General features: G+C 72.6%; 21 protein-coding genes. 12 read left to right on the forward strand and 9 right to left on the reverse strand.

All coding sequences use genetic code 11. From position 1 onward, the window contains the following. Window positions 1-64 precede the first annotated feature (64 nt). Window positions 65-976, reverse strand: a complete 912-nt coding sequence (locus tag K7862_RS04460) for an RNA polymerase sigma factor SigF (RefSeq protein ID WP_222960769.1) — start codon at window positions 974-976, stop codon at window positions 65-67. 220 nt (window positions 977-1196) lie between these two features. On the opposite strand from K7862_RS04460, the gene K7862_RS04465 reads away from it, so the two are divergent. Next, window positions 1197-1565, forward strand: a complete 369-nt coding sequence (locus K7862_RS04465; protein WP_222960770.1) for an STAS domain-containing protein — start codon at window positions 1197-1199, stop codon at window positions 1563-1565. Window positions 1566-1710: 145 nt separating this feature from the next. Continuing rightward, window positions 1711-2217 carry an ATP-binding protein gene (locus K7862_RS04470; RefSeq protein WP_222960771.1) on the forward strand — a complete coding sequence of 169 codons (507 nt, stop codon included), beginning with the start codon at window positions 1711-1713 and terminating at the stop codon, window positions 2215-2217. Window positions 2218-2478: 261 nt separating this feature from the next. On the opposite strand, the gene pdxR is transcribed toward K7862_RS04470, so the two are convergent. After that, the gene (pdxR, locus tag K7862_RS04475) at window positions 2479-3876 is read right to left on the reverse strand and encodes a MocR-like pyridoxine biosynthesis transcription factor PdxR (RefSeq protein ID WP_222960772.1); all 1398 of its coding nucleotides are present in this window, start codon (window positions 3874-3876) and stop codon (window positions 2479-2481) included. 47 nt (window positions 3877-3923) lie between these two features. Here pdxR and K7862_RS04480 point away from each other — a divergent pair, with 47 nt between their 5' ends. Next, window positions 3924-4445, forward strand: coding sequence for a carboxymuconolactone decarboxylase family protein (locus tag K7862_RS04480; protein ID WP_222960773.1), 522 nt, complete (start codon window positions 3924-3926; stop codon window positions 4443-4445). A gap of 111 nt (window positions 4446-4556) precedes the next feature. Here the strand turns inward: K7862_RS04480 and K7862_RS04485 are convergent, their stop codons facing one another. After that, the gene (locus K7862_RS04485; RefSeq protein ID WP_222960774.1) at window positions 4557-6086 is read right to left on the reverse strand and encodes a peptide MFS transporter; all 1530 of its coding nucleotides are present in this window, start codon (window positions 6084-6086) and stop codon (window positions 4557-4559) included. A gap of 422 nt (window positions 6087-6508) precedes the next feature. On the opposite strand from K7862_RS04485, the gene K7862_RS04490 reads away from it, so the two are divergent. Next, window positions 6509-7183 carry a response regulator transcription factor gene (locus K7862_RS04490; protein WP_222960775.1) on the forward strand — a complete coding sequence of 225 codons (675 nt, stop codon included), beginning with the start codon at window positions 6509-6511 and terminating at the stop codon, window positions 7181-7183. 12 nt (window positions 7184-7195) lie between these two features. Beyond that, window positions 7196-8464, forward strand: a complete 1269-nt coding sequence (locus K7862_RS04495) for a sensor histidine kinase (protein WP_222960776.1) — start codon at window positions 7196-7198, stop codon at window positions 8462-8464. A gap of 67 nt (window positions 8465-8531) precedes the next feature. On the opposite strand, the gene K7862_RS04500 is transcribed toward K7862_RS04495, so the two are convergent. Further along, the gene (locus K7862_RS04500; protein WP_222960778.1) at window positions 8532-9059 is read right to left on the reverse strand and encodes a GtrA family protein; all 528 of its coding nucleotides are present in this window, start codon (window positions 9057-9059) and stop codon (window positions 8532-8534) included. A gap of 285 nt (window positions 9060-9344) precedes the next feature. Between K7862_RS04500 and K7862_RS04505 the strand changes: the two genes are divergently transcribed. The 3 genes from K7862_RS04505 to K7862_RS04515 are packed head-to-tail and all read left to right on the forward strand — an operon-like array spanning window position 9345 to window position 12244. After that, complete coding sequence (locus K7862_RS04505) at window positions 9345-10496, forward strand: 5-(carboxyamino)imidazole ribonucleotide synthase (RefSeq protein WP_222960780.1); 1152 nt, start codon at window positions 9345-9347, stop codon at window positions 10494-10496. Further along, window positions 10489-11040, forward strand: a complete 552-nt coding sequence (gene purE, locus K7862_RS04510; RefSeq protein ID WP_222960783.1) for a 5-(carboxyamino)imidazole ribonucleotide mutase — start codon at window positions 10489-10491, stop codon at window positions 11038-11040. The genes K7862_RS04505 and purE overlap by 8 nt, the downstream gene beginning before the upstream one ends. A 10-nt stretch (window positions 11041-11050) precedes the next feature. Beyond that, the gene (locus tag K7862_RS04515; RefSeq protein WP_222960793.1) at window positions 11051-12244 is read left to right on the forward strand and encodes a dipeptidase; all 1194 of its coding nucleotides are present in this window, start codon (window positions 11051-11053) and stop codon (window positions 12242-12244) included. A gap of 92 nt (window positions 12245-12336) precedes the next feature. Here the strand turns inward: K7862_RS04515 and K7862_RS04520 are convergent, their stop codons facing one another. Beyond that, window positions 12337-13308, reverse strand: coding sequence for a lysylphosphatidylglycerol synthase transmembrane domain-containing protein (locus tag K7862_RS04520; protein WP_308011836.1), 972 nt, complete (start codon window positions 13306-13308; stop codon window positions 12337-12339). 161 nt (window positions 13309-13469) lie between these two features. After that, window positions 13470-13841, reverse strand: coding sequence for a VOC family protein (locus K7862_RS04525; RefSeq protein WP_222960796.1), 372 nt, complete (start codon window positions 13839-13841; stop codon window positions 13470-13472). A 199-nt stretch (window positions 13842-14040) separates the two neighbouring features. On the opposite strand from K7862_RS04525, the gene K7862_RS04530 reads away from it, so the two are divergent. After that, a complete protein-coding gene (locus tag K7862_RS04530; RefSeq protein ID WP_222960797.1) occupies window positions 14041-14601 on the forward strand; it encodes a CGNR zinc finger domain-containing protein in 561 nt (186 codons plus the stop codon). A 33-nt stretch (window positions 14602-14634) separates the two neighbouring features. Here K7862_RS04530 and K7862_RS04535 read toward each other — a convergent pair whose 3' ends face one another. Next, window positions 14635-15447 (reverse strand): COG4705 family protein, encoded by an 813-nt coding sequence (locus K7862_RS04535; protein ID WP_222960798.1) that lies wholly within the window; start codon window positions 15445-15447, stop codon window positions 14635-14637. Between the two features lie 178 nt (window positions 15448-15625). Continuing rightward, on the reverse strand, window positions 15626-16966 hold the full coding sequence (locus tag K7862_RS04540; protein ID WP_222960804.1) for a UDP-glucose dehydrogenase family protein: 1341 nt from the start codon (window positions 16964-16966) through the stop codon (window positions 15626-15628). A 122-nt stretch (window positions 16967-17088) separates the two neighbouring features. On the opposite strand from K7862_RS04540, the gene K7862_RS04545 reads away from it, so the two are divergent. After that, complete coding sequence (locus tag K7862_RS04545; protein ID WP_222960806.1) at window positions 17089-18414, forward strand: LCP family protein; 1326 nt, start codon at window positions 17089-17091, stop codon at window positions 18412-18414. A gap of 257 nt (window positions 18415-18671) precedes the next feature. Further along, complete coding sequence (locus K7862_RS04550; protein ID WP_222960809.1) at window positions 18672-19340, forward strand: LAETG motif-containing sortase-dependent surface protein; 669 nt, start codon at window positions 18672-18674, stop codon at window positions 19338-19340. Between the two features lie 107 nt (window positions 19341-19447). Here K7862_RS04550 and K7862_RS04555 read toward each other — a convergent pair whose 3' ends face one another. After that, window positions 19448-20644 (reverse strand): LCP family protein, encoded by a 1197-nt coding sequence (locus tag K7862_RS04555; protein ID WP_222960812.1) that lies wholly within the window; start codon window positions 20642-20644, stop codon window positions 19448-19450. 147 nt (window positions 20645-20791) lie between these two features. On the opposite strand from K7862_RS04555, the gene K7862_RS04560 reads away from it, so the two are divergent. Next, complete coding sequence (locus tag K7862_RS04560) at window positions 20792-21343, forward strand: acyl-CoA thioesterase (protein ID WP_222960913.1); 552 nt, start codon at window positions 20792-20794, stop codon at window positions 21341-21343. The last annotated feature ends 57 nt before the right edge of the window (window positions 21344-21400 follow it).

Here is a 21400-nt window from a genome sequence, read left to right on the forward strand (position 1 = left end):
ACGCCGCGTGGGCCGGACCCCGAAGGGCCGGCCCACGCGGCTGGTGACGTGCTGGTGGCGCGCTCTACTCCTCGACCATCAGGCCGCGCCGCAGCCGCAGCAGCGTGCGGCTCAGCAGGCGCGAGACGTGCATCTGCGAGATGCCGAGCTCCTCGCCGATCTCGGACTGGGTGAGATTGCCCACGAACCGCAGGCTGAGGATCGTCCGGTCGCGCTGGGGAAGCTGCGCGATCAGCGGCCGGAGGGACTCGACGTACTCGACGCCCTCCAGGTCGTGGTCCACATAGCCGATCCGGTCGGCGAGCGCCCCCTCGGGGTCGTCCTCGGTGGGCTGGGCGTCCAGCGAGCTCGCCGTGTAGGCGTTGCTCGCGGACATGCCCTCGATGATCTCGTGCTCCGGCAGGCCGAGGCGCTCGGCCAGCTCCTGCACGGTCGGGGTGCGGTCGAGCTGCTGGGCCAGTTCGTCCCCGGCCTTCGCCAGGTCCAGCCGCAGCTCCTGCAGCCGCCGCGGAACGCGGACCGACCAGCTGGTGTCGCGGAAGAAGCGCTTGATCTCACCGACGATCGTCGGCATCGCGAAGGTGGGGAACTCCACCTCGCGGCTCAGCTCGAACCGGTCGATCGCCTTGATCAGCCCGATCGTGCCGACCTGGATGATGTCCTCCATCGGCTCGCTGCGGGTGCGGAACCGGGACGCGGCGAACTTCACCAGCGCGAGGTTCAGTTCGACCAGCGTGTTGCGGACGTAGGAGTACTCGTGCGTGCCCTCTTCGAGGGACTGGAGACGGGCGAAGAGCGTCTTGGACAGAGCACGGGCGTCGACCGGCCCGATCTCCTCGTACGGCGGGATCTCCGGCAGGTCCTCCAGACCCGCGGGCAGACCCGTGGGCGTCACCGTCGTCGTCGCGACGTCGCTGCGGACGGCCGCGTCCCCTTGCTGTTCCTGCTCGTGATCCAGGCCGAGCCGGGGTGTCATGTGCTCATCCCTCTCTTGCCGCGGGCGGATGGCTGTGCCGTGGCTTTCGGCCTCCGTAAGCCGTACTCAACCCCTACCCCGTTTCCTCCGCGTGGCGCAAGTTCCAGGGAGATCCGGGGAGAGACAGTGCAAGTTCGGCGGAGACAAGGTGCCGACTACCGTCCGGTGCGGTAAACGCGTATGGTCAAAGCGCTTCACCGGGATCACGAAGGAGCGCAACATGGACCGCGAGGCCGTTGGCACGGCCGATCTCGGCAGGCTGCATGTCGAAGTGGGGCAGCACGGCCGGTCGGCGGTCTTCACGCCGTCGGGCGAGCTGGACCACCACACCGCAGAACTGCTCTCCGGGCCGCTGACCGCTGCCCTGGACGCCGGCACCTCCCGGCTGGTGGTCGACTGCAGCAACCTCGTGTTCTGCGACTCCACCGGGCTCAACGTGCTGCTCGCCGCGCGCCTGCGCGCCGAGCAGATGGACGGCGGGGTCCACCTCGCCGGAATGCAGCCGACGGTCGCCCGAGTGTTCGAGATCACCGGCGCGGACGCCGTCTTCACCGTGCACGACACGCTTGACCAGGCACTTCAGGAATAGGCCGCCATACGGGGGTGGGGGCGTTGCGCAGGCTTGAGGTGATCCGCGCGGTACGGGCTTTTCTGCCGACGCGGACGTGTTCCCGGAGATCGACCGGGCAGGAGACAGACGGACCCACACCGGACATCCGTGAGGTGAGGCTGAGATGAGCACCACCCGGCCCTACGCCGCGGACGACCGCGGTCCGGACACGGGCGACTCCGGTGAGGGACCCGGTATGGACGGACCAGGATCATCCGCACAGCGTCAGATGCTGCGACTGGCGCTCTCGGGTGAGAGCGGCATCGTCCCGCGAGCCCGGGACTTCACGCGCCAGGCGCTCCAGGAATGGGGCTGGCTGCCGGCCTCCACGGCCGACCGCCGGGCCGCCGCCGAGGACGTGCTGCTGGTCGTCTCCGAACTGGTCACCAATGCGTGCCTGCACGCCGGCGGCCCGGAGGAACTGAGACTCTGGCGCCACCCGAAGGCGCTGCGCCTCGAGGTCGTGGACGGCGGCAGCGGCGATCCGGCCCCGCGCACCCCGCACCGCTCGGGCCGCCCCGGCGGTCACGGCATGTTCATCGTGCAGCGCCTGTGCCTCGACTGGGGTGTGGTGCGCAACGCCGAGGGACCGGGCAAGACCGTGTGGGCCGAACTGGCCGCGCCCGCCTAGACCGGTTCTTCACCGAACGCAGGCGCGCGGGTCCCTGACGGCCCGCGCGGAGCCCGGGGGCCCGTGGGACGCCCCGCGGGCCTCAGCGCTGTTCCGAGGCCCGCCGGGCCCTCCAGAGTCGCCGAACCCCTTAAATGTGCCGCGCCGGCCTGACCGGGCTCGTGCGGCCTCTGGGACCCCCTGGGACCCCCTGGGACCCCCTGGGACCCGCACAGCGGCCCGGGACCCCGCTGCGGCCCCGGGGATGCCCCGGAACCCCCGCTACGGCCCCAGCACCCCCACCAGCGCGTTCACGGCCGCGGGATAACCGCCCTCGCCCGGGGTGCCGTAGCCGACGATCAGGCCCTGCGGGCGGCCGGGCCCGGGTTCGTGCCAGTGGTCGCCGAGGGTGCCGACGGCCAGGCCCGCCCGTGCCGCCCGGGCCCGCACCTCCGCCTCGTCCGGGCCGCCCGGGCCCAGCCGCACCAGCGCCTGCAGGCCCGCCGCGATGCCGCTCGGCGCGTACCGGCCGGCCAGGCGGGACGCCAGCAGGTCGCGCCGGCGGCGATAGCGCAGCCGCCCCGCCCGCACATGCCGGTCGTAGCCGTGGTCGCGGATCAGCTCCGCCAGGGCGAGCTGCCCGATCGCGCCGGTGTGGATGTCGCTGTAGAGCTTCGCCTCCGTGACCGGTCCCACCAGCCGGGGCGGCAGCACCATCCAGCCCAGCCGCAGCGCGGGCCCCAGGGTCTTGGAAGCGGTGCCCAGGTAGACGACGTGGTCGGGGGCCATGCCCTGCAGCGCGCCCACCGGCTGCCGGTCGTAGCGGAACTCCCCGTCGTAGTCGTCCTCGATCACCAGGCCGCCCCCGCCGCGGGCCCAGGCGGCCAGGGCGTGCCGCCGCGCCGGATGCAGGGTGACGCCCGTCGGGTACTGGTGGGCGGGGGTGACCACGACCGCGTCGGCGGTCACCTGCGTGCCCAGCAGGTCGGTGCGGGCGCCCAGCCCGTCGGTGGGCAGCGCCACCACGCGCCCGCCGTTCCTGCGTACCACCTCCCGGTGGAAGGGCAGCCCCGGGTCCTCCATCGCCACCACCGGTCCGGCGACGGCGACCAGCAGCGCGAGACCCTGCACGTACCCGGAGGTCACGACGATCCGCCCGGGCTCGGCGACCACCCCGCGGGCCCGGCCGAGGTACTCCGCGAGCGCGGTGCGCAGCCGGACGCTGCCGCGCGGGTCGCCGTAGTCGAACGCGGCGGAGGGCGCCGCGGCCAGGGCGCGCCGGGTGGCGCGCAGCCACGCCGAGGCCGGGAACGAGGTGACGTCCGGGCTGCCCGGCCGCAGATCGTGCCGAGGGGCCTCGGCGGCCGTCGAGGACGGCGGGGGCGCGGGCGAGGAGGCGCCGGGGCGCTCGGCGACGACCGTGCCGGACCCCTGGCGCGCGGTGAGATAGCCCTCGGCGATCAGCTGGTCGTAGGCGGCCTTGACCGTGCCGCGGGACAGGCCGAGCTGCTCGGCGAGCCGCCGCGTGGAGGGCAGGCGGGCGGCCGGGGCCAGGCGCCCGGTGCGCACCGCGTCGCGCAGCGCCCGCTCCAGCGCGGCCCGGCGCCCCCCGGTGCCGGGCGGGGCGGAGACGTCCAGATGAAGGTCCACCCCGGGCGAAGTGGGCCAGGAATCAGCCATGGAACTGGATCTTATCGGCGGTCCACCCGGCCCGTAGCGTCGAGGCCATGAGCACACAGAGCATCGAGAACCCGCCCGCGGACGCCGCGGCCACCACCACCATGGGTACGGCTGCGGCGGCCGTCGTCCCGCCCGTCCGCCTCGCCGTCGACTCCCTCGCCCCGCACATCAACCGGGCCATGAACGCGCTGGACGCCGCCTCCCGCGAGGTCGGTCTGGAGGCGTCCCTGCTGGAACTGGTCCGCGCCCGGGCCTCGCAGCTCAACGGCTGCGCCTACTGCGTCGACATGCACTCCCGGGACGCGCGGGAGGCGGGGGAGAGCGAGCGGCGGCTGTACGCGCTGGCGGTGTGGCGGGAGACGCCCTTCTTCACCGCGCGGGAACGGGCCGCCCTGGAACTGACCGAGGCGGCCACCCGGCTGTCCGAGGGGCCGGTGAGCGACGAGGTGTTCGCCCGCGCCGCCGCGCGGTTCGGCGAGACCGAGCTGGCCGAGCTGATCTGGACGATCACGGTGATCAACGCCTGGAACCGGCTCGGCGCCACCGCGCGGCCCTGGCCGCTGGGCTGAGCCCCGCCGCGCGCGGCCGGGCTGAGCCCCGCCGCGCGCGGCCGCGGCGGACGGCGCACGACGGGCGGGCACCGGTGACCGGTGCCCGCCCGTCCGTCGCGCGCGCCGGGGTCAGCGCACGTTGCCCATCAGGGCGGTGACGCGCTTGCGGTACATCCACACCGCGAAGCCCGCGACGCAGGCCAGCGCCGCCTCCATCGCCACGATGCCGCTGCCGTTGAGGTCCACACCGGCCAGGGACAGCAGGCTGGTGGTGCAGTCGCCCGCGGTGACCGCGAGGAACCACACGCCCATCATCTGGCTGCCGTACTTCGCCGGCGCCATCTTCGTCGTCACCGACAGGCCCACCGGCGACAGGCAGAGCTCGCCGACGGTCTGGATCAGGTAGATCGACACCAGCCACAGCGGCGTGACCTTGGTGCCGCCCGAGGCGAGTGCCATCGGGATGACGAAGACGAAGAACGAGGCGCCGATCAGGATCAGGCCCATCGCGAACTTCACGGTGGTGCTCGGCTCCTGGTTGCGCCGGGCCAGCCAGGTCCAGCCCCACGCCATGACCGGGGCCAGCGCCATGATCCACAGCGGGTTCACCGACTGGTACCAGGACGACGGGAAGCCGAAGCCGAACAGCTCGCCGGAGGCCTTGGTGTCGCCGAAGATCGACATCGTCGATCCGCCCTGGTCGTAGATCATCCAGAACACGGCGGCGGCGACGAAGAACCAGATGTAGCCGCTCATCTTCGACTGGTCGCCGGCCGACAGGTCGCGGTCGCGCTTGATCCGCACCAGGACGGCGACCGGGATGAGCAGACCGATGACCGTGATCGGCACCAGCGCCCAGTTCAGGGTGTAGCTGCCGCTGAGCACCACGACCGAGTAGAACGCGACCGCGGCGACCAGCCAGGCCAGGCCCTTGCGCAGCGTGGTGCGGCGCTCCTCGGCGGTCAGCGGCTTGGGCACCACGCTGCTGCGCGGGTTCAGGTGCCGCGTGCCGATCAGGAACTGCAGCAGGCCCAGGCCCATGCCGACCGCGGCCAGCGCGAAGCCGAGGTGCCAGCTGTAGTTCTGGCCGACCGTGCCGATGACCAGCGGCGCGGCGAAGGCGCCGATGTTGATGCCCATGTAGAAGACGGTGAAGCCGCCGTCCCTGCGCGGGTCGTCCGGCCCGTCGTAGAGGTGGCCCACCATCGTCGAGATGTTGGCCTTCAGCAGGCCGGAGCCGAGCGCGACCAGCGCCAGACCGGCGAAGAAGGGGCCCTCACCGGGCAGCGCCAGGGTGAGGTGGCCGGCCATGATGACCGCGGCCGAGACGGTGACGGTCTTGCGCGGCCCCCACACGCGGTCGCCGAACCAGCCGCCGGGCATGGCGAGCAGGTAGACCATCGCCATGTAGATGGAGTAGATCGCGGTGGCGGTCGCGGCGTTCATCGCCAGGCCGCCGGCCTGCGAACCCTTGTCGGCCGCCGGTCCGCCGGCGATCAGGTAGAGCGGGAGCAGCGCGCGCATGCCGTAGAAGCTGAAACGCTCCCACATCTCGGTCATGAAGAGGGTGGCCAGTCCGCGGGGGTGGCCGAAGAAGGTGGCGCCGGACGGAGCGCCGGTTGCGCGCTCGGGGGCGTCCTTCGTCAGGCTGGTCGCCATATGGTGAGTCCTCGTGGGGAAGGTCCCGTGGGCCGGGAGGCCGGGAAGCCCCGGCGCCGGACGGCACGGCATCATCGCCAGGCCCGGCTCCGCGGCAGGACTGCGCCGCATCCGGTCCAGTGCATGACTATCCGGAGACGGGCGTTTAAATACTGTATGGCATCCATACATGTGGTATGAGCGCCTATGCGATCTGCATCACAGTGCGCGGCATGCGTCCCAAAGTACGCGGAAAGTCACGGTCATCAGCTTTGATAGGGGAAGTTCCCGGAACGTCGTCCGAGATCGCGTCATGATCGGGGAACCCCCCGGCGGGCAATTCCGTCAGGGTCCGGCGACCCGCGCGGCCGCCGTCCGTCCCCGCCCGTCCGCTGTCGCGACCTCCGGGTCGCGGCTGCTCCGTGCGGACTACCATCAAGCCCATGACCCGCGTACTTCTGGCCGAGGACGACGCATCCATCTCGGAACCACTCGCACGCGCACTGCGCCGTGAGGGCTACGAGGTCGAGGTGCGCGAGGACGGACCCACCGCTCTCGAGACGGCGCTGCTGGGCGCCGTCGACCTGGTGGTGCTCGATCTGGGCCTGCCCGGCATGGACGGTCTCGACGTCTGCCGGCGCATCCGCACCGAGGGCCACTCCTTCCCGGTCCTGGTGCTCACCGCCCGCGCCGACGAGGTCGACACGGTCGTCGGCCTGGACGCCGGCGCCGACGACTACGTCACCAAGCCGTTCCGCCTGGCCGAACTCCTCGCGCGGGTCCGGGCGCTGCTGCGCCGCGGCACCACCGAGCCGGCCCAGCCCTCCACCCACGGCGTCCGCATCGACGTCGAGTCCCACCGCGCCTGGATGGGGGACGACGAACTGCAGCTCACCGCCAAGGAGTTCGACCTCCTGCGGGTCCTGGTCCGGGACGCCGGCCGGGTCGTCACCCGCGAACAGCTCATGCGCGAGGTCTGGGACACCACCTGGTGGTCGTCCACCAAGACCCTCGACATGCACATCTCCTGGCTGCGCAAGAAGCTCGGTGACGACGCGGGCAACCCGCGTTTCATCTCCACCGTCCGCGGTGTGGGCTTCCGCTTCGAGAAGAACTGAGCCCGCTCCTCCATGAGACGCCGACTGATCGCCTCCACGCTGGCCGTGGTGCTCGTCGTCATCGGCGTCTTCGGCCTGTCCCTCGTCCTGGTGGAGAGCCGGACGATCCAGAGCAGCGCCAAGGACGGTGTGGAGTCCGAGGCGGTCCGGCTGACCGGGGTGGTGGAGAACCGCATCGCGGCCGGCGAGTCCGTCAACGCCCAGGGCCTCGACCGGCAGATCGCCGACAACCGGTACGCCATCGTGCGCGTCCCCGGCCACCCCGAGGTACGGCTGGGGGAGCGGCCCAAGGGGGCCGTGCTGTCCTCCACCGAGAAGGGCGACCACGGTGAGTCGGTCACCGTCGAGGAGTCCCGCTCCACGGTCAGCCAGGAGGTCGGGCGCACCCTGCTGGTGATCCTGGCCGTGGCGCTGCTGGCGGTCCTGGCCGCCATCGCCCTGGCCGTGCTCCAGGCCCGGCGGCTGACCAGCCCGCTCACCGACCTCGCCGAGACCGCCGAGCGCCTCGGCTCCGGCGACCCGCGGCCGCGGCACCGCCGCTACGGCGTACCGGAACTCGACCGGATCGCCGACGTGCTCGACGCCAGCGCCGAGCGCATCGGCCGCATGCTCACCGCCGAGCGCCGGCTCGCCGCCGACGCCTCGCATCAGCTCCGCACCCCGCTGACCGCGCTGTCGATGCGGCTGGAGGAGATCGTCGCCACCGCCAACGACCAGGAGACGGTCAAGGAGGAGGCGACGATCGCCCTCGGCCAGGTCGAGCGGCTCACCGACGTCGTCCAGCGGCTGCTCACCAACTCCCGCGACCCGCGCAGCGGCTCCGCCGTCGACTTCGACCTGGACGAGGTGATCCGGCAGCAGGTCGAGGAGTGGCGGCCGGCCTACCAGGGCGAGGGCCGCTCCATGGTGCTCACCGGAGCCCGCCGGCTGCGGGCGGTCGGCACACCGGGCGCGGTCGCCCAGGTGCTGGCCACCCTGATCGAGAACTCGCTGATGCACGGCTCGGGCACCGTCACCCTGCACACCCGCGTGACCGGCACCCAGGCCGTGGTGGAGGTCAGCGACGACGGCCCCGGCGTGCCGCTGGACCTGGGCACCCGGGTCTTCGAGCGCTCGGTCAGCGGCCGCAACTCCACCGGGCTCGGCCTGGCGGTCGCCCGCGACCTCGCCGAGGCGGACGGCGGGCGGCTGGAACTGCTCCAGCACCGGCCGCCGGTCTTCGCGCTCTTCCTGGCGCAGGAGATCACCCCGCATCCGCGGGGGGACGACCTCATCGGCTGAGCCCAGCGGCCCAGCGGCCCAGAGGCTCAGCGGCTCGAAGACCCCCAGCGGCCCAGCGGCCCAGAGGTCAGAGGTGCTTCTTCGTCGGCGCGCTCGGGTCGGGCCGGTCCTGCGGCAGGGCCTCGGCCAGTATCGCCTCGGCCTGCCCCACCGCCCCCGCGCCGGGCAGCGCGCGGAACACCCAGGAGCGGTACGACCAGAAGCGGAAGAGGGTCGCGACCCCGATGCCGACGAACTTGAAGATGTTGCTCTGCAGCCCGCTGTCCCAGCCGAAGCCGTAGGTCGTCAGGTACAGGATGCCGTTCTCGATCACCAGGCCGATCGCGCTGAACAGCAGGAACAGCCCCATCTCACGGGTGCGTCCGGCCTTGTCGCGGTCACGGTAGGTGAAGTACCGGAAACCCACATAGTTGAAGACGATGGACACGACCGTGGCGATGATGGACGCCCGGACGGTCTGCAGGCCGGTGTTGTTCCGGATCAGGTTGAAGACACCGATGTTGACCAGCACCCCGGCGCCGCCGACCGCGCCGAACTTGGCGATCTCCCGGCGGATCAGCATCACCCTCGAACGCAGCGTAAGCGGTCCGCTCATGGTGATCGTTCGGCCCTGTCTGTTGGGGATCTGGCGGGTTCTGCCGGGGTCTGCCGTGCGTCTGTCGTCCGTCTGGCGGGGTCCGTCGGCGGTCGCGCGCCGGGCCCGGCCCGGGTGCGCGGAAGAGTGCAGCCCCCACATGCTAACCGTCTCGTGCGATCGTACGGCGATCGCGACTCGTTGTTCGTCGGGTCGTACGGCAGATACCCTGGTAAAAGCCATCCGGCGGGGCCGGGGCACGCACTGGTCCCCTCGTGCCACCCGCGTACCTTGGCAGGAAGAACCGTGACATTCCCCGTAGTCGGCATGGTCGGCGGCGGCCAGCTGGCCCGCATGACCCACGAGGCGGGCATCCCCCTCGGCATCCGCTTCCGCATCCTCAGCGACACCCCCCAGGACTCGGCGGCGCAGGTCGTCTCCGACGTCACCGTCGGTGACTACCGTGACCTGGAGACCCTGCGGGCGTTCGCCGCCGGCTGCGACGTCCTCACCTTCGACCACGAGCACGTGCCCACCGAGCACCTGCGCGCCCTGGAGGCCGACGGCATCGTGGTCCGGCCCGGTCCCGACGCCCTGGTGCACGCCCAGGACAAGGGCGTCATGCGGGCCCGGCTCGACGCGCTCGGCATCCCCTGCCCGCGGCACCGGCTCGTCGCCGACCCGGCGGACGTCTCCCGGTTCGCCGCCGAGGGCGCCGGCTACCCGGTCGTGCTGAAGACCGTGCGCGGCGGCTACGACGGCAAGGGCGTGTGGATCGCCCGCTCCGAGGCCGACGCGGCCGAGCCCTTCCGGGCCGGCGTGCCGGTGCTCGCCGAGGAGAAGGTCGACTTCGTCCGGGAACTGGCCGCCAACGTCGTCCGCTCGCCGCACGGCCAGGCCGTGGCCTACCCGGTCGTGGAGTCCATCCAGGTCGACGGCGTCTGCGACACCGTGATCGCCCCGGCGCCCGGACTGCCCGACGACGTGTCCGCGCACGCCCAGCACATCGCCCTGACCGTCGCCCGCGAGCTCGGCGTCGTCGGGCACCTGGCCGTCGAGCTGTTCGAGGTGCGGCGGCCGGACGGCACCACCGCGGTGCTGGTCAACGAACTGGCGATGCGCCCGCACAACAGCGGCCACTGGTCGATGGACGGCGCCGTCACCTCGCAGTTCGCCAACCACCTGCGGGCGGTGCTCGACCTGCCGCTCGGCGACCCGCGCCCGCGGGCCCGCTGGACCGTGATGGCCAACGTGCTCGGCGGCGACTTCCCCGACATGTACCCGGCCTACCTGCACTGCATGGCCCGCGACCCGGGGCTGAAGATCCACATGTACGGCAAGGACGTGAAGCCCGGCCGCAAGGTCGGCCACGTCAACACCTACGGCGACGACCTGGCGGACGTGCGCGAGCGCGCCGCCCACGCGGCCGGATACCTGCGAGGAACGATCGATGAGTGAAGCGTCCCAGGCGTCTCCTGCGGGCCGGCCGCTGGTCGGCATCGCGATGGGCTCCGACTCCGACTGGCCGGTGATGGAGGCCGCGGCGCAGGCACTCGACGAGTTCGGCGTCGCCTACGAGGTCAACGTCCTGTCCGCGCACCGCATGGTGCACGCGATGGTCGAGTACGGCGAGCAGGCCGCCGACCGCGGGCTGAAGGCCGTCATCGCGGGCGCCGGCGGTGCCGCGCACCTGCCGGGCATGCTCGCCTCGGTGACGCCGCTGCCGGTCATCGGCGTCCCGGTGCCGCTGAAGTACCTCGACGGCATGGACTCGCTGCTGTCCATCGTGCAGATGCCGGCCGGCGTGCCCGTGGCCACCGTCTCCATCGGCGGCGCCCGCAACGCCGGGCTGCTCGCGGTGCGCATCGTCGCCGCCCACGACCCCGAACTGCTCGCCCGCATGAAGGAGTTCCAGGCGTCGCTGACCGAGCAGGCCACCGAGAAGGGCCGGCGGCTGCGGGCGAAGGTGTCGGGCGCCGCCGGGTTCGGCTTCGCCCAATAGGCTCTCGGGCATGGACCTTCACGCCCGTGCCCGTGACCTGCTCGCCGCCCACCCCGTCGTGGACGGGCACAACGACCTGCCCTGGGCCCTGCGCGTCCAGGTCGGGTACGACCTCGACCGGCTGGACATCGCCGCCGACCAGAGCGCGCGCACCCACACCGACATCCCGCGGCTGCGGGCCGGCGGGGTGGGCGCGCAGTTCTGGTCGGTGTACGTCAGCACCGAGCTGACCGGGGCCGACGCGGTCACCGCGACCCTCGAACAGATCGACGTGGTCCGCCGGATGACCGCACGCCACGACGGGGACCTGCGGCTCGCCCTCACCGCCGACGACATGGAGGCGGCTCGCGCCGCCGGCCGGATCGCCTCGCTGATGGGCGCCGAGGGCGGCCACAGCATCGACAACTCGCTGGGCGTGCTGCGGAGTCTGTACGACCTGGGCGTGCGCTACATGACGCTCACCCACAACGACAACACCGCCTGGGCCGGTTCCGCCACGGACGAGCCGGTGCCCGGCGGCCTCACCGCGTTCGGCGAGGAGGTCGTGCGGGAGATGAACCGCCTGGGCATGCTGGTCGACCTCTCCCACGTCTCGCCCGACACGATGCGGGCGGCGCTGCGGGTGGCCGAGGCGCCGGTGCTCTTCTCGCACTCCTCGTCCCGCGCGGTCTGCGACCACGTCCGCAACATCCCCGACGACGTGCTGGCCGCGCTGCCCGCCAACGGCGGCGTCGCGATGGCCACGTTCGTCTCGAAGTTCGTGCTGCCCGCGGCGGTCGAGTGGTCGGAGGGCGCCGACGCCCACATGCGGGCCAACGGCCTGCACCCGCTGGACATGTCCCCCGAGGGCATGGCGGTGTTCGGCGCGTACGAGGAGGCCCACCCGCGCCCGAAGGCGACCGCCGAGACGGTCGCCGACCACCTGGACCACATGCGCGAGGTCGCGGGCGTCGACCACATCGGCCTCGGCGGCGACTACGACGGCACCACCCTCACCCCCGCCGACCTGCCGGACGTCGCCTCCTATCCGCACCTGATCGCCGAACTCCTGCGCCGCGGCTGGTCCGACGACGACATCGCCCGGCTCACCTGGCGGAACGCCGTGCGCGTGCTGCGGGACGCCGAGACCGCCGCGGCCGGGCTGCGCGCCAAGCGCGGCCCGTCGGTGGCGACGATCGCGGCGCTGGACGGCACCGGCGCGTAACCGCGGCGCGCACCACGGCGGTCGCGGAAGCGTGGTCCGGCCGGCTCCACGGAGACCCCCCACCCCGGGCCGCCCGGGCCGGGCGGCCGCCGTCAGAGCACCTTGCGCCGGATCAGCGCGGACAGCGCGACCACGGCCGGGACCAGCGGCAGCCACACGGTCACGATGCGGAAGCCGAGGACCGCGGAGGCCGCGGTCGCGGTCGGCGAACCGGCGGCGACCAGGGCCAGGCCCAGGGCGGCGTCCACGGACCCGATGCCGCCGGGGCTGGGCACCGCGGCGGCCACGCAGGTCGCGGCCAGGTAGGCGATCGCCACGTGCACGGCCGGCACCGGCATGTCCAGGGCCAGCGCCACCGCCGCCATCGACGCCGCCTGCAGCACGGGGAAGGCCAGTGACCCGCCCCACAACGCCAGCACCCGCGAGGGGCGCGTGTGCAGCGAGCGCAGGTCGGCCAGCGCGGCGGTCAGGAAGCCGCGCACCGCCCGCCGTACCCGCTCCATCGCCGCGAGCACCACCACCGCGGCCGTCAGCCCGGCCACCGCGATCGCGGCGAGCAGCACCAGGCCCGAACGGGCGGGCAGCACACCGGGAGTGTGCAGCGCGTGCGGGAACGCGGCCAGCAGCACCAGCAGCAGGCCGACCCGGCTCGCCGACTCCGCGAGCGAGTACAGCGCGAGCGCCGCCGAAGCCCGGATCAGCGGCACGCCGTGCGCCCGCAGGAACCGCAGGTTGACCGCGCTGGCGCCGATCCCGGCCGGGGCGAGCTGGCCCGCCGCCGTGGCCGCGAACTGGGTCGCCACCAGGCGTGCCGGCGGCAGCGGTTCGAGCACGGTGCCCTGCCGGGCGCAGGCGTTGGCGACCCAGCCCAGCCCGGTGGCGGCCAGCGCGGCGAGCAGCCAGCCGGGGTGCGCGCCGAGCAGGTCGCGGCCGCCGTCGGCCACCACCGCCCAGTGCCCGGCCGTCCAGGCGCCGACCAGCAGGGCCGGCACCAGCCCGGCCAGGGCCCGCCACGGCACCCGGCGTCGCGTCCGCCGCGCGGGCGGGGTTGTCAGTACGGCCACCGCTGTCGGAGGTCCCCTCATCGGCTGCTCTGGAGGCAGCAGCAGCTTCCCTCCGCCGGGCTACGGTACGGCGTCCGGTGACCGACGGGCGGTGGAGGGGGCGGTGACCGGGCGGGGACGGACCCCGCCCGGTCGGCGGACCGAGCCGACGCGGGACGGGCTCAGTGGGCGCAGAGACAGAAGGGGTGGCCCTCCGGGTCCGCGTACACGCGCCAGTTGCGGGAGCCGTCGTCGTCTCCTTCCAGCAGCGTCGCCCCGAGGTCGAGGACGCGCTTCTCCGCCGCTTCGAGCTGGGCGCGCTCCACGCCGATGTCCAGGTGGAACTGCTGCGGGCGTTCGGGGTCCGGCCAGGCCGGCGGCTTCAGGCCGGGGGCGAGCTGGAAGGAGAGACGCTGTCCTCCCTCGCGCTCCAGGTCCACCCAACTGCCGTCCTCCTCGACCGAGATGGTCCCGCCCACCAGCTCGGCGTAGAAGGCGGCCAGTGCCGTCGGGTTGTGGCAGTCCAGGACGACCGAGCCCAGTGTGCCGATCACGGTGCACTCCTCTCGCTGAAGGTGTCGCCGGCCGGTCGCCGCCGACGGGGTGCCGTCGGCCGGGTGTCCCCGCGCACCGGAACGAGGGTGCCGGTGCGTGGCACCAGCGCCCGTTGCCCCCGTCACCCCGTTACCAGTGCAGGGCCACCAGCCGGTAACCGTTACTCCATGATGGCGGTACAGCGGTAACGTGACAAGGATGGAGCAGCCTGGAGTCCGCGATCCCGCGCCGGCCCCCCTCGATGTGGTGCAGGACCTCGTCAACACGGTCGACCTGGAGGGCGGGGACGAGGGGTGGCGGACGCCCGCCGACCTGGCGGCCTGGCTCCGGGCGCGCGGGATCGTCCCCGGTGAACCGGACGCCGGCACGCTGGCCGCGGCCGTGGTGCTGCGGGAGGCGCTGCGGGACGTGTGCTCGGCGCACACCGGGGTGGACGTGCCGGCCGACGCGCTGCGGGACCTGAACGCCCTGCTGGCGGCGGCCCCGCTGCGACTGGTGGCCGACGCGGAGGGCGGCGCGCGGGTGCGGCCGGCGGCGGGGCTCACCGGCCTGCCGGCCCTCACCGCGGAGGTGGCCGCGGCGGTGTCGGCGGCCGTCGCCGAGGGCACCTGGCAGCGCCTCAAGGCGTGCGCCGCCGACACCTGCCGCTGGGTCTACTACGACCGCAGCCCGGCGGGCCGCAGTCGCTGGTGCACGATGGCGATCTGCGGGAGCCGGGCGAAGATGCGGACGTATCGCCGGCGCCGGTCCACCGCCTGACGGCTGGGATCTGAACGGCGCCGGCGAAGGGTGTCAGGCGGCGGGCGCGGTCCTGCGGTGCTCGACCGCCAGGTAGCCCACCGCTATCACGATCAGGGCGGCCAGCGCGAGGCTGACCGGGCCGGTGCCCCATCCCAGGCCGCCGCGGTGGACGGGCACGCCCATCCAGTCGGCGAAGGACGCGCCCAGCGGCCGGGTCAGCACGTACGCCCACCAGAACGCGGCGACCGCGTTCAGGCCCATCAGCCGGGCGAGCGCGGGCACCGCGATCGCCACGGCGAACAGCACGCCGGAGGAGAAGTAGCCCAGGCGCAGGGTGCCCGCGGTGAGGTCCCCGCAGGCCGTGCCGAGTGCGAAGGTGGTCAGGACCGTCGCCCAGTAGAACCGCTCCCGGCGGGGCGTGCCGATGCTGTGGATCGACAGCGTGCCCTCGCTGCGGTACCAGGCCACCAGCACCACGACCAGCAGCACCGAGAAGGCCGCGGTGGAGACCGCGTAGGGCACCCCCGCGATGACGTGGACGACGTCCGCGGCCATCGTCCCGAAGACGCTCACCATGACGACCGCGAACCAGTAGGTCCACGGGGAGTAGCGCGTCGCGCGCAGTTGGAGGGCGAGCGCGCCGACCAGGCCGAGCAGGCCGATGGCGCCGGCCACCACCGGGTTCAGCGCGCGGCCGAGGAAGTCCGAGGTGGTCTCGCCCATGCCGGTGGTGAGCACCTTGGTCAGCCAGAACCAGGCGGTGATCTGCACCGGCACCTTGACCCCGGCCCGCGCCACCGCGGCACCGCGCCGGTGTCGTACCGGGCCTGCCGCGACCGTGTTGCCGTGTCCGGACTGTTCCATGGGGCACCTGCCGCCTCTCCGGCGCAGGATGCGCCGCCGCCGTTCGTCTACAGGACTGTAGACGAACGGCGGCGGCGCCACGAACGCGGCTCCCACGGCTTTACCCGCTCTATGCCTGGGCGTTGACCTGCCCTGAACGTGCCGGCACCTGCCGCCGGCACCTGCTCCGTGCCTGCCGTCAGGCCTGGGGGCGGCCCATCGCGCGGAAGGTCCATCCGGCCTTGCGCCACAGCTCGGGGTCGAGGGCGTTGCGGCCGTCCAGGATCAGCCGCTGCCCGGCGACCTCGGCGAGCGCGGCGGGGTCCAGCTCGCGGAACTCCCGCCACTCGGTGAGGTGCAGCACGGCGTCGGCGCCGCGCACCGCGTCCAGCGCGGTCGGCGCGTAGCCCAGGGTGGGGAACAGCCGCTTGGCGTTCTCCATGCCCTTGGGGTCGTAGACGGTGACCTGGCCGCCCTGCAGCTGGATCTGCCCGGCGACGTTCAGCGCGGGGGAGTCCCGCACGTCGTCGGAGTCCGGCTTGAAGGCCGCGCCGAGGACCGCGATGCGGCGCCCGAGGAAACCGCCGCCGACCGCCTCGCGTGCCAGCTCCACCATGTGCGTGCGGCGGCGCATGTTGACGGAGTCGACCTCGCGCAGGAACGTCAGCGCCTGGTCGGCGCCCAGCTCGCCGGCCCGGGCCATGAACGCCCGGATGTCCTTGGGCAGGCAGCCGCCGCCGAAGCCGATGCCGGCCCGCAGGAACTTGCTGCCGATGCGCTCGTCGTAGCCGATCGCCTCGGCCAGCTTGGCGACGTCGCCGCCCGCCGCCTCGCACACCTCGGCCATCGCGTTGATGAAGGAGATCTTCGTGGCGAGGAACGCGTTCGCGGCGGTCTTCACCAGCTCGGCGGTCGGGTAGTCCGCGACCACGAACGGCGTGCCCTCCGCGATCGGCCCGGCGTACACCTCGCGCAGCAGCGCCTCCGCGTGCTCGCTCGCGACCCCGACCACGACCCGGTCGGGGTGCAGGGTGTCCTGCACCGCGAAGCCCTCGCGCAGGAACTCCGGGTTCCACGCGAGCTGCGCGTCCTCGCCGGCCGGCGCCAGCTCCCGCAGGGTCTGCGCGAGGCGCTCGGCGCTGCCCACCGGCACGGTGGACTTGCCGACCACCAGGGCGGGCCGCCGCAGGTGCGGCGCCAGCATCGCGAAGGCGCTGTCCACGTAACTCATGTCGCACGCGTACTCGCCGTGCTTCTGCGGGGTGTTGACGCAGACGAAGTGCACGTCGCCGAAGTCGGCCAGCTCCTCCCAGGAGTGCGTGAAGCGCAGCCGCCCGCTGGAGCCCTCCAGCCCGGCGACGTGCCGGGAGAGCAGTTCCTCCAGGCCCGGCTCGAACATGGGGGTCCGGCCGGTGGCGAGCAGATCGGTCTTCGCGGGGTCGATGTCGAGACCGAGCACCTCGAACCCGAGCTCGGCCATGGCGGCGGCATGGGTGGCGCCGAGGTAGCCGAGTCCGACGACAGTGAGCTTGAGAGGCATGTGCCGAGCATAGTCGGCACAGGCTCGGCCAAATCAGGGGTGAGGTCGAAGCTCCGGGGCCACAATGCGTCCAGAGGCCGCAGGGTGGATCGGCGCGGCGGGCGCGGTGGGGGTGGCTGGGCATGGACGAGTGCAGCGGCAGAGACGGCGACGGCCGGGACGAGCGTGACGAACACGACGCGGCGGGGACGGACGAACGCCGCGAAACCCTCGAAACGCTCATCACGAGCAAGGAACGGCGGGCCGCCGACCCCCAAGCCGCCGGCGTCGCGGGCCAGGGCGGGTCCGAGGCGGCGGACGGGACCCCGGCCCCGGCGGACCCCGGCGCCGCCGGCGAACCCGGTGAGCCCGGTGAGCCCGGTGAGCCCGAGCCGGACGACGGTTCCGCCGCACCGGACAGCCCGGACCGCAGGGCCAGGCGCAGGCGCCGCACCCGCCGGGTGCTCTACGCCGCCCTCGGCCTGCTGTGCACCGGCGTCCTGCTCGTCGCCGGAACGCTCTACTGGGCCTACGAGCACTACACCGGACGCGTCGAGCGCATCCCCAACGCGTTCCCGACGAACGTCCCGCAGGCCGCGCTGCCGCCGCCCTCCAAGGACGGCAGCGAAACGTTCCTCCTCGTCGGCGTCGACGCCCGCTCCGACCTGCCGACCACCGGCAAGGACGCCAAGGCCCCGGAGTGGAAGCCGGGCGCCCAGCGCAGCGACACGATGATGCTGGTCCACCTGCCCGCCGACCACAAGCACGCCTATGTGGTCTCCCTGCCCCGCGACTCCTGGGTGCCGATCCCCGGTCACGGCAAGGCCAAGCTGAACGCCGCCTTCTCCTGGGGCGGCCCGCCGCTGCTCATCGACACCGTGCAGCGCCTGACCAAGGTGAAGATCGACCACCTTGCGGTGATCGACTGGAGCGGCTTCAGGAACCTCACCAACGCAGTCGGCGGCGTCGACATCACCGTGGACAAGACGGTCAAGCGCTACAACGGCCCGGGCGGCTACTGGGTGGCCGGCACCCACCACATGAACGGCGACGACGCGCTGGACTACGTGCGCGAGCGGTACGGCCTGCCGCGCGGCGACCTCGACCGCACGCACCGCCAGCAGAACTTCCTGCGGGCCGTGCTGTCGAAGATGCTCTCCGGCGGGACGTTCTCCAACCCGCTGAAGCTGAAGCGCACGCTGGACCAGGTGACGTCCGTGGTGAGCGTCGACGACCGCCTCTCCGACGGCGACCTGCGCGGCCTGGTGTGGAACATGCGCCACCTGCGCTCCTCGGACATGGTCTTCATGAACGCCCCGGTCGCCGGCTTCGACACCATCCAGAAGCAGTCCGTGGTGCTGCTCGACCCCAACGGCACGTCCGCGCTGTGGGAGGCGCTGCGCAACGACACGATGGCCGACTACGTCGCGACCAACACCCTGGACACGCTCGGTGACCACGTCTCGTGACCGAGGGAACTGTCAACTCCTGTGACGAACGGCGCTGATGGGGCTCCGTTCGTCTCAACTCTGTAATAAACCTCCGGGATGCCGTGACGTCTCGGCCATGTTTGCGCGGGTGAAGCGCCCGCATGGGTGTTTTGGTGCCAATTGACAAGCGCTCAGGCCCACTTGTAGAGCTGGTCCGTCATCTCCAGTGGACGGGGAGTTCTACGATCGCGCTGGGTGGCGACTCCGCATGAGATCCGATCCCGTGAAGGGAAGACGTGTCCAAAAACCGCCGCACCGCCATAGCGGTGCGTTCCATCGGCGTTGCCTCCGCCGCAGCCGCGCTCGCGCTGGGCGTCGCAGGCAACGCGTTCGCGTGCAACGTCGCGGACTTCAGCGCCGGCATCAGCTGTGACCACCAGACCGGCAAGGGCAACCTGGTCGTCCACGACACGGACGGCACTCGCCCGGTGACCATCACGGTCAAGACCGACAGCGGCGAGCAGGTCGCGACGCAGGAGTTCGACCAGGGGAACGACTTCACCATCGCCGTGCCCTGGACGCCCGGGACGCACTACGTCGTCCTGGCCTCGGTCAAGGGCTACTTCCAGGACGAGCAGGTCACGAAGGGCAGCACCACGGTGCCCAGCGACGCGTGCTCCGCGCCCACCACCGCGCCTCCCACCACCCCGCCCACGACGCCGCCGACCACCGCGCCGACGACGACGCCGACCACCACCCCCACGACCTCGGCGAGCAGCACCACCTCCGCTCCGGCCGTCGCGGACACCAACGCGCCGTCCCAGGCGGCCGGCGGCAGCCAGAACCTGGCCGAGACCGGTGGCGGCAGCAACACCGGCATGATCGCCGGCATCGCGGCCGCGCTGGTGGCCGTCGGCGGTGGCGCGGTGTTCGCGCTGCGTCGCCGGAACCCCGCGCGCCACTGACGCGGCACCCGGGCCGCCGGTCCTCCGGCCGGTCCCGCGCCTGACACGCCTCGGGCCCGGCTCCCCCACGGGGGAGCCGGGCCCGACGCGTGTCTGCGGCCGTGCGGCTAGCCGGCGCTGCCGCCGACGGTGACCTTGTCGTCGTTCTGCAGCTCGCCGAAGAGCGTCTTGGCCTTCGTCATGTCCCACTTCACGGCGTCGCCGTCGTTGGGGGTCATGTAGTTGGAGTTGGCGATCGGCACGGTGATGGAGTGGCCGCCGCCGCCCGTGACACCCTTCATCGCCCAGAACATGGACGTCAGGTCCCACAGGCTCATCTTCTTGTCCACGATCAGGGTGTCCAGGCCGGAACCGATGACCGGGTACAGCTTGAACGGGTTGAGGACCGTCGACGGCGACGCGGCCTGGTGGGCCAGCGTCGACAGGAACTTCTGCTGGTTGCGCATGCGGCCGAGGTCCTGGTCGGCCTCCTGGTGCCGCTGCCGGACGAACGCCAGCGACTGCTGGCCGTTCAGCTTCTGGCAGCCCGCCTTGAAGTCGGCGCCGGACGCCTTGTCGTGCACGGCCTTGTCCAGGCACATGTTCACTCCGCCGAGCGCGTTCACCAGGTTCACGAACCCGGCGAAACCTATCTCCGCGTAGTGGTCGATGTGGATGCCGGTGTTGTACTCGATGGTGCGGGTGAGTAGTTCAGGGCCGCCGTCGGCGTAGGCGCGGTTCAGCTTGTGCGTGGAGGCCGCGTACCGCTTGTGCGACTGCTGACCGGTGAACGCCGGGATCGTGACGTACGAGTCACGCGGCAGGCTCAGCATCGTGGTGCCGTTGCTGCCGGTGTGCAGGATCATCATCGAGTCCGTGCGCTGGCCCTCGGCGGCACCGGTGTGCAGGTTCTTCTCGTCCTGCTTGGTCAGGCCCTCGCGGCTGTCCGAGCCGACGATCAGGTAGTTCGTGCCCTTGCCCGTCGCCGGCCGGTCCTCGACCTTGCTGAGGTCGACCTCGCGCCGCACCTTGGAGTCCGCCCAGAAGTACGTGGACACGGAGACCACGAGCAGGACCACGACCAGGCCCAGCGCGGTGTAGCCGATCTTCTTGCGGGTGCTCCAGCGCGGCCGGCGTGCGCCGCCGCCCGGGCCGCCGCCCGTCGAGGGCGGCCCGTAGCCGCCCTGGGAGCCACCGCCCGGCTGGGGGCGGCGGACCTGCGACGGGACCCCGCCGGTGGCCGCGGCCCTGCGCGGCGACAGTTCGGGCGGCAGCGGCGGCTCGGAAAGCCGGCGCTGCTCGGTGTCATCGCTCCAACCGTTCATGTCGGCCAGTGTGCCCGGACAGCGGCGACGACCCGCAATCCCCGGAGGTTCTGTAGCAGACCCGATGCATACGACCACGGGCCGCACCGGTTGTGTAACGGACATAAGGTGGAGGGCGTGATCGACTCATCCGCCGCTCAGGAGGGCATGCCGGACCCGCTGCCCACCCCGGCAGTCCCGGTGATCCCGGGCAAGCCGACCTCCGCCTCCCGCATCACGCTCTCCCACATCATGAGCGCCCACGACACCAATCTGCTGGGCACCGTGCACGGCGGCGTCGTGATGAAACTCGTCGACGACGCGGCGGGGGCGGTCGCCGGCCGCCACTCCGGCGGACCCGCGGTGACCGGCGCCATGGACGAGATGGCCTTCCTCGAGCCGGTCCGCGTCGGCGACCTGCTCCATGTGAAGGCCCAGGTCAACTGGACGGGCAAGACCTCCATGGAGATCGGCGTGCGGGTCGTGGCCGAGCGCTGGAACGAGTCGGGTCCCGCCAAGCAGGTCGCCAGCGCCTATCTGGTCTTCGTCGCCGTCGACACCGAGGGCCGGCCCCGCCGGGTGCCCGAGGTGATCCCGGAGTCCGACCAGGACCGCCGCCGCTGCCAGGAGGCCCAGATCCGCCGCACGCACCGCCTCGCCAGGCGCCGCGCCATCGTGGAGCTGCGCCGCGAGCGGGCCGCGGAGGGCCTCGACGACTGACCCGGACGCCGGGCGGTTGCTCCGGCGCCGGCGGCCCGTGCGGCCGGCGCGCCGCCC

The organism is Actinacidiphila acidipaludis (assembly GCF_019890725.1).
Lineage (GTDB): Bacteria > Actinomycetota > Actinomycetes > Streptomycetales > Streptomycetaceae > Actinacidiphila > Actinacidiphila acidipaludis.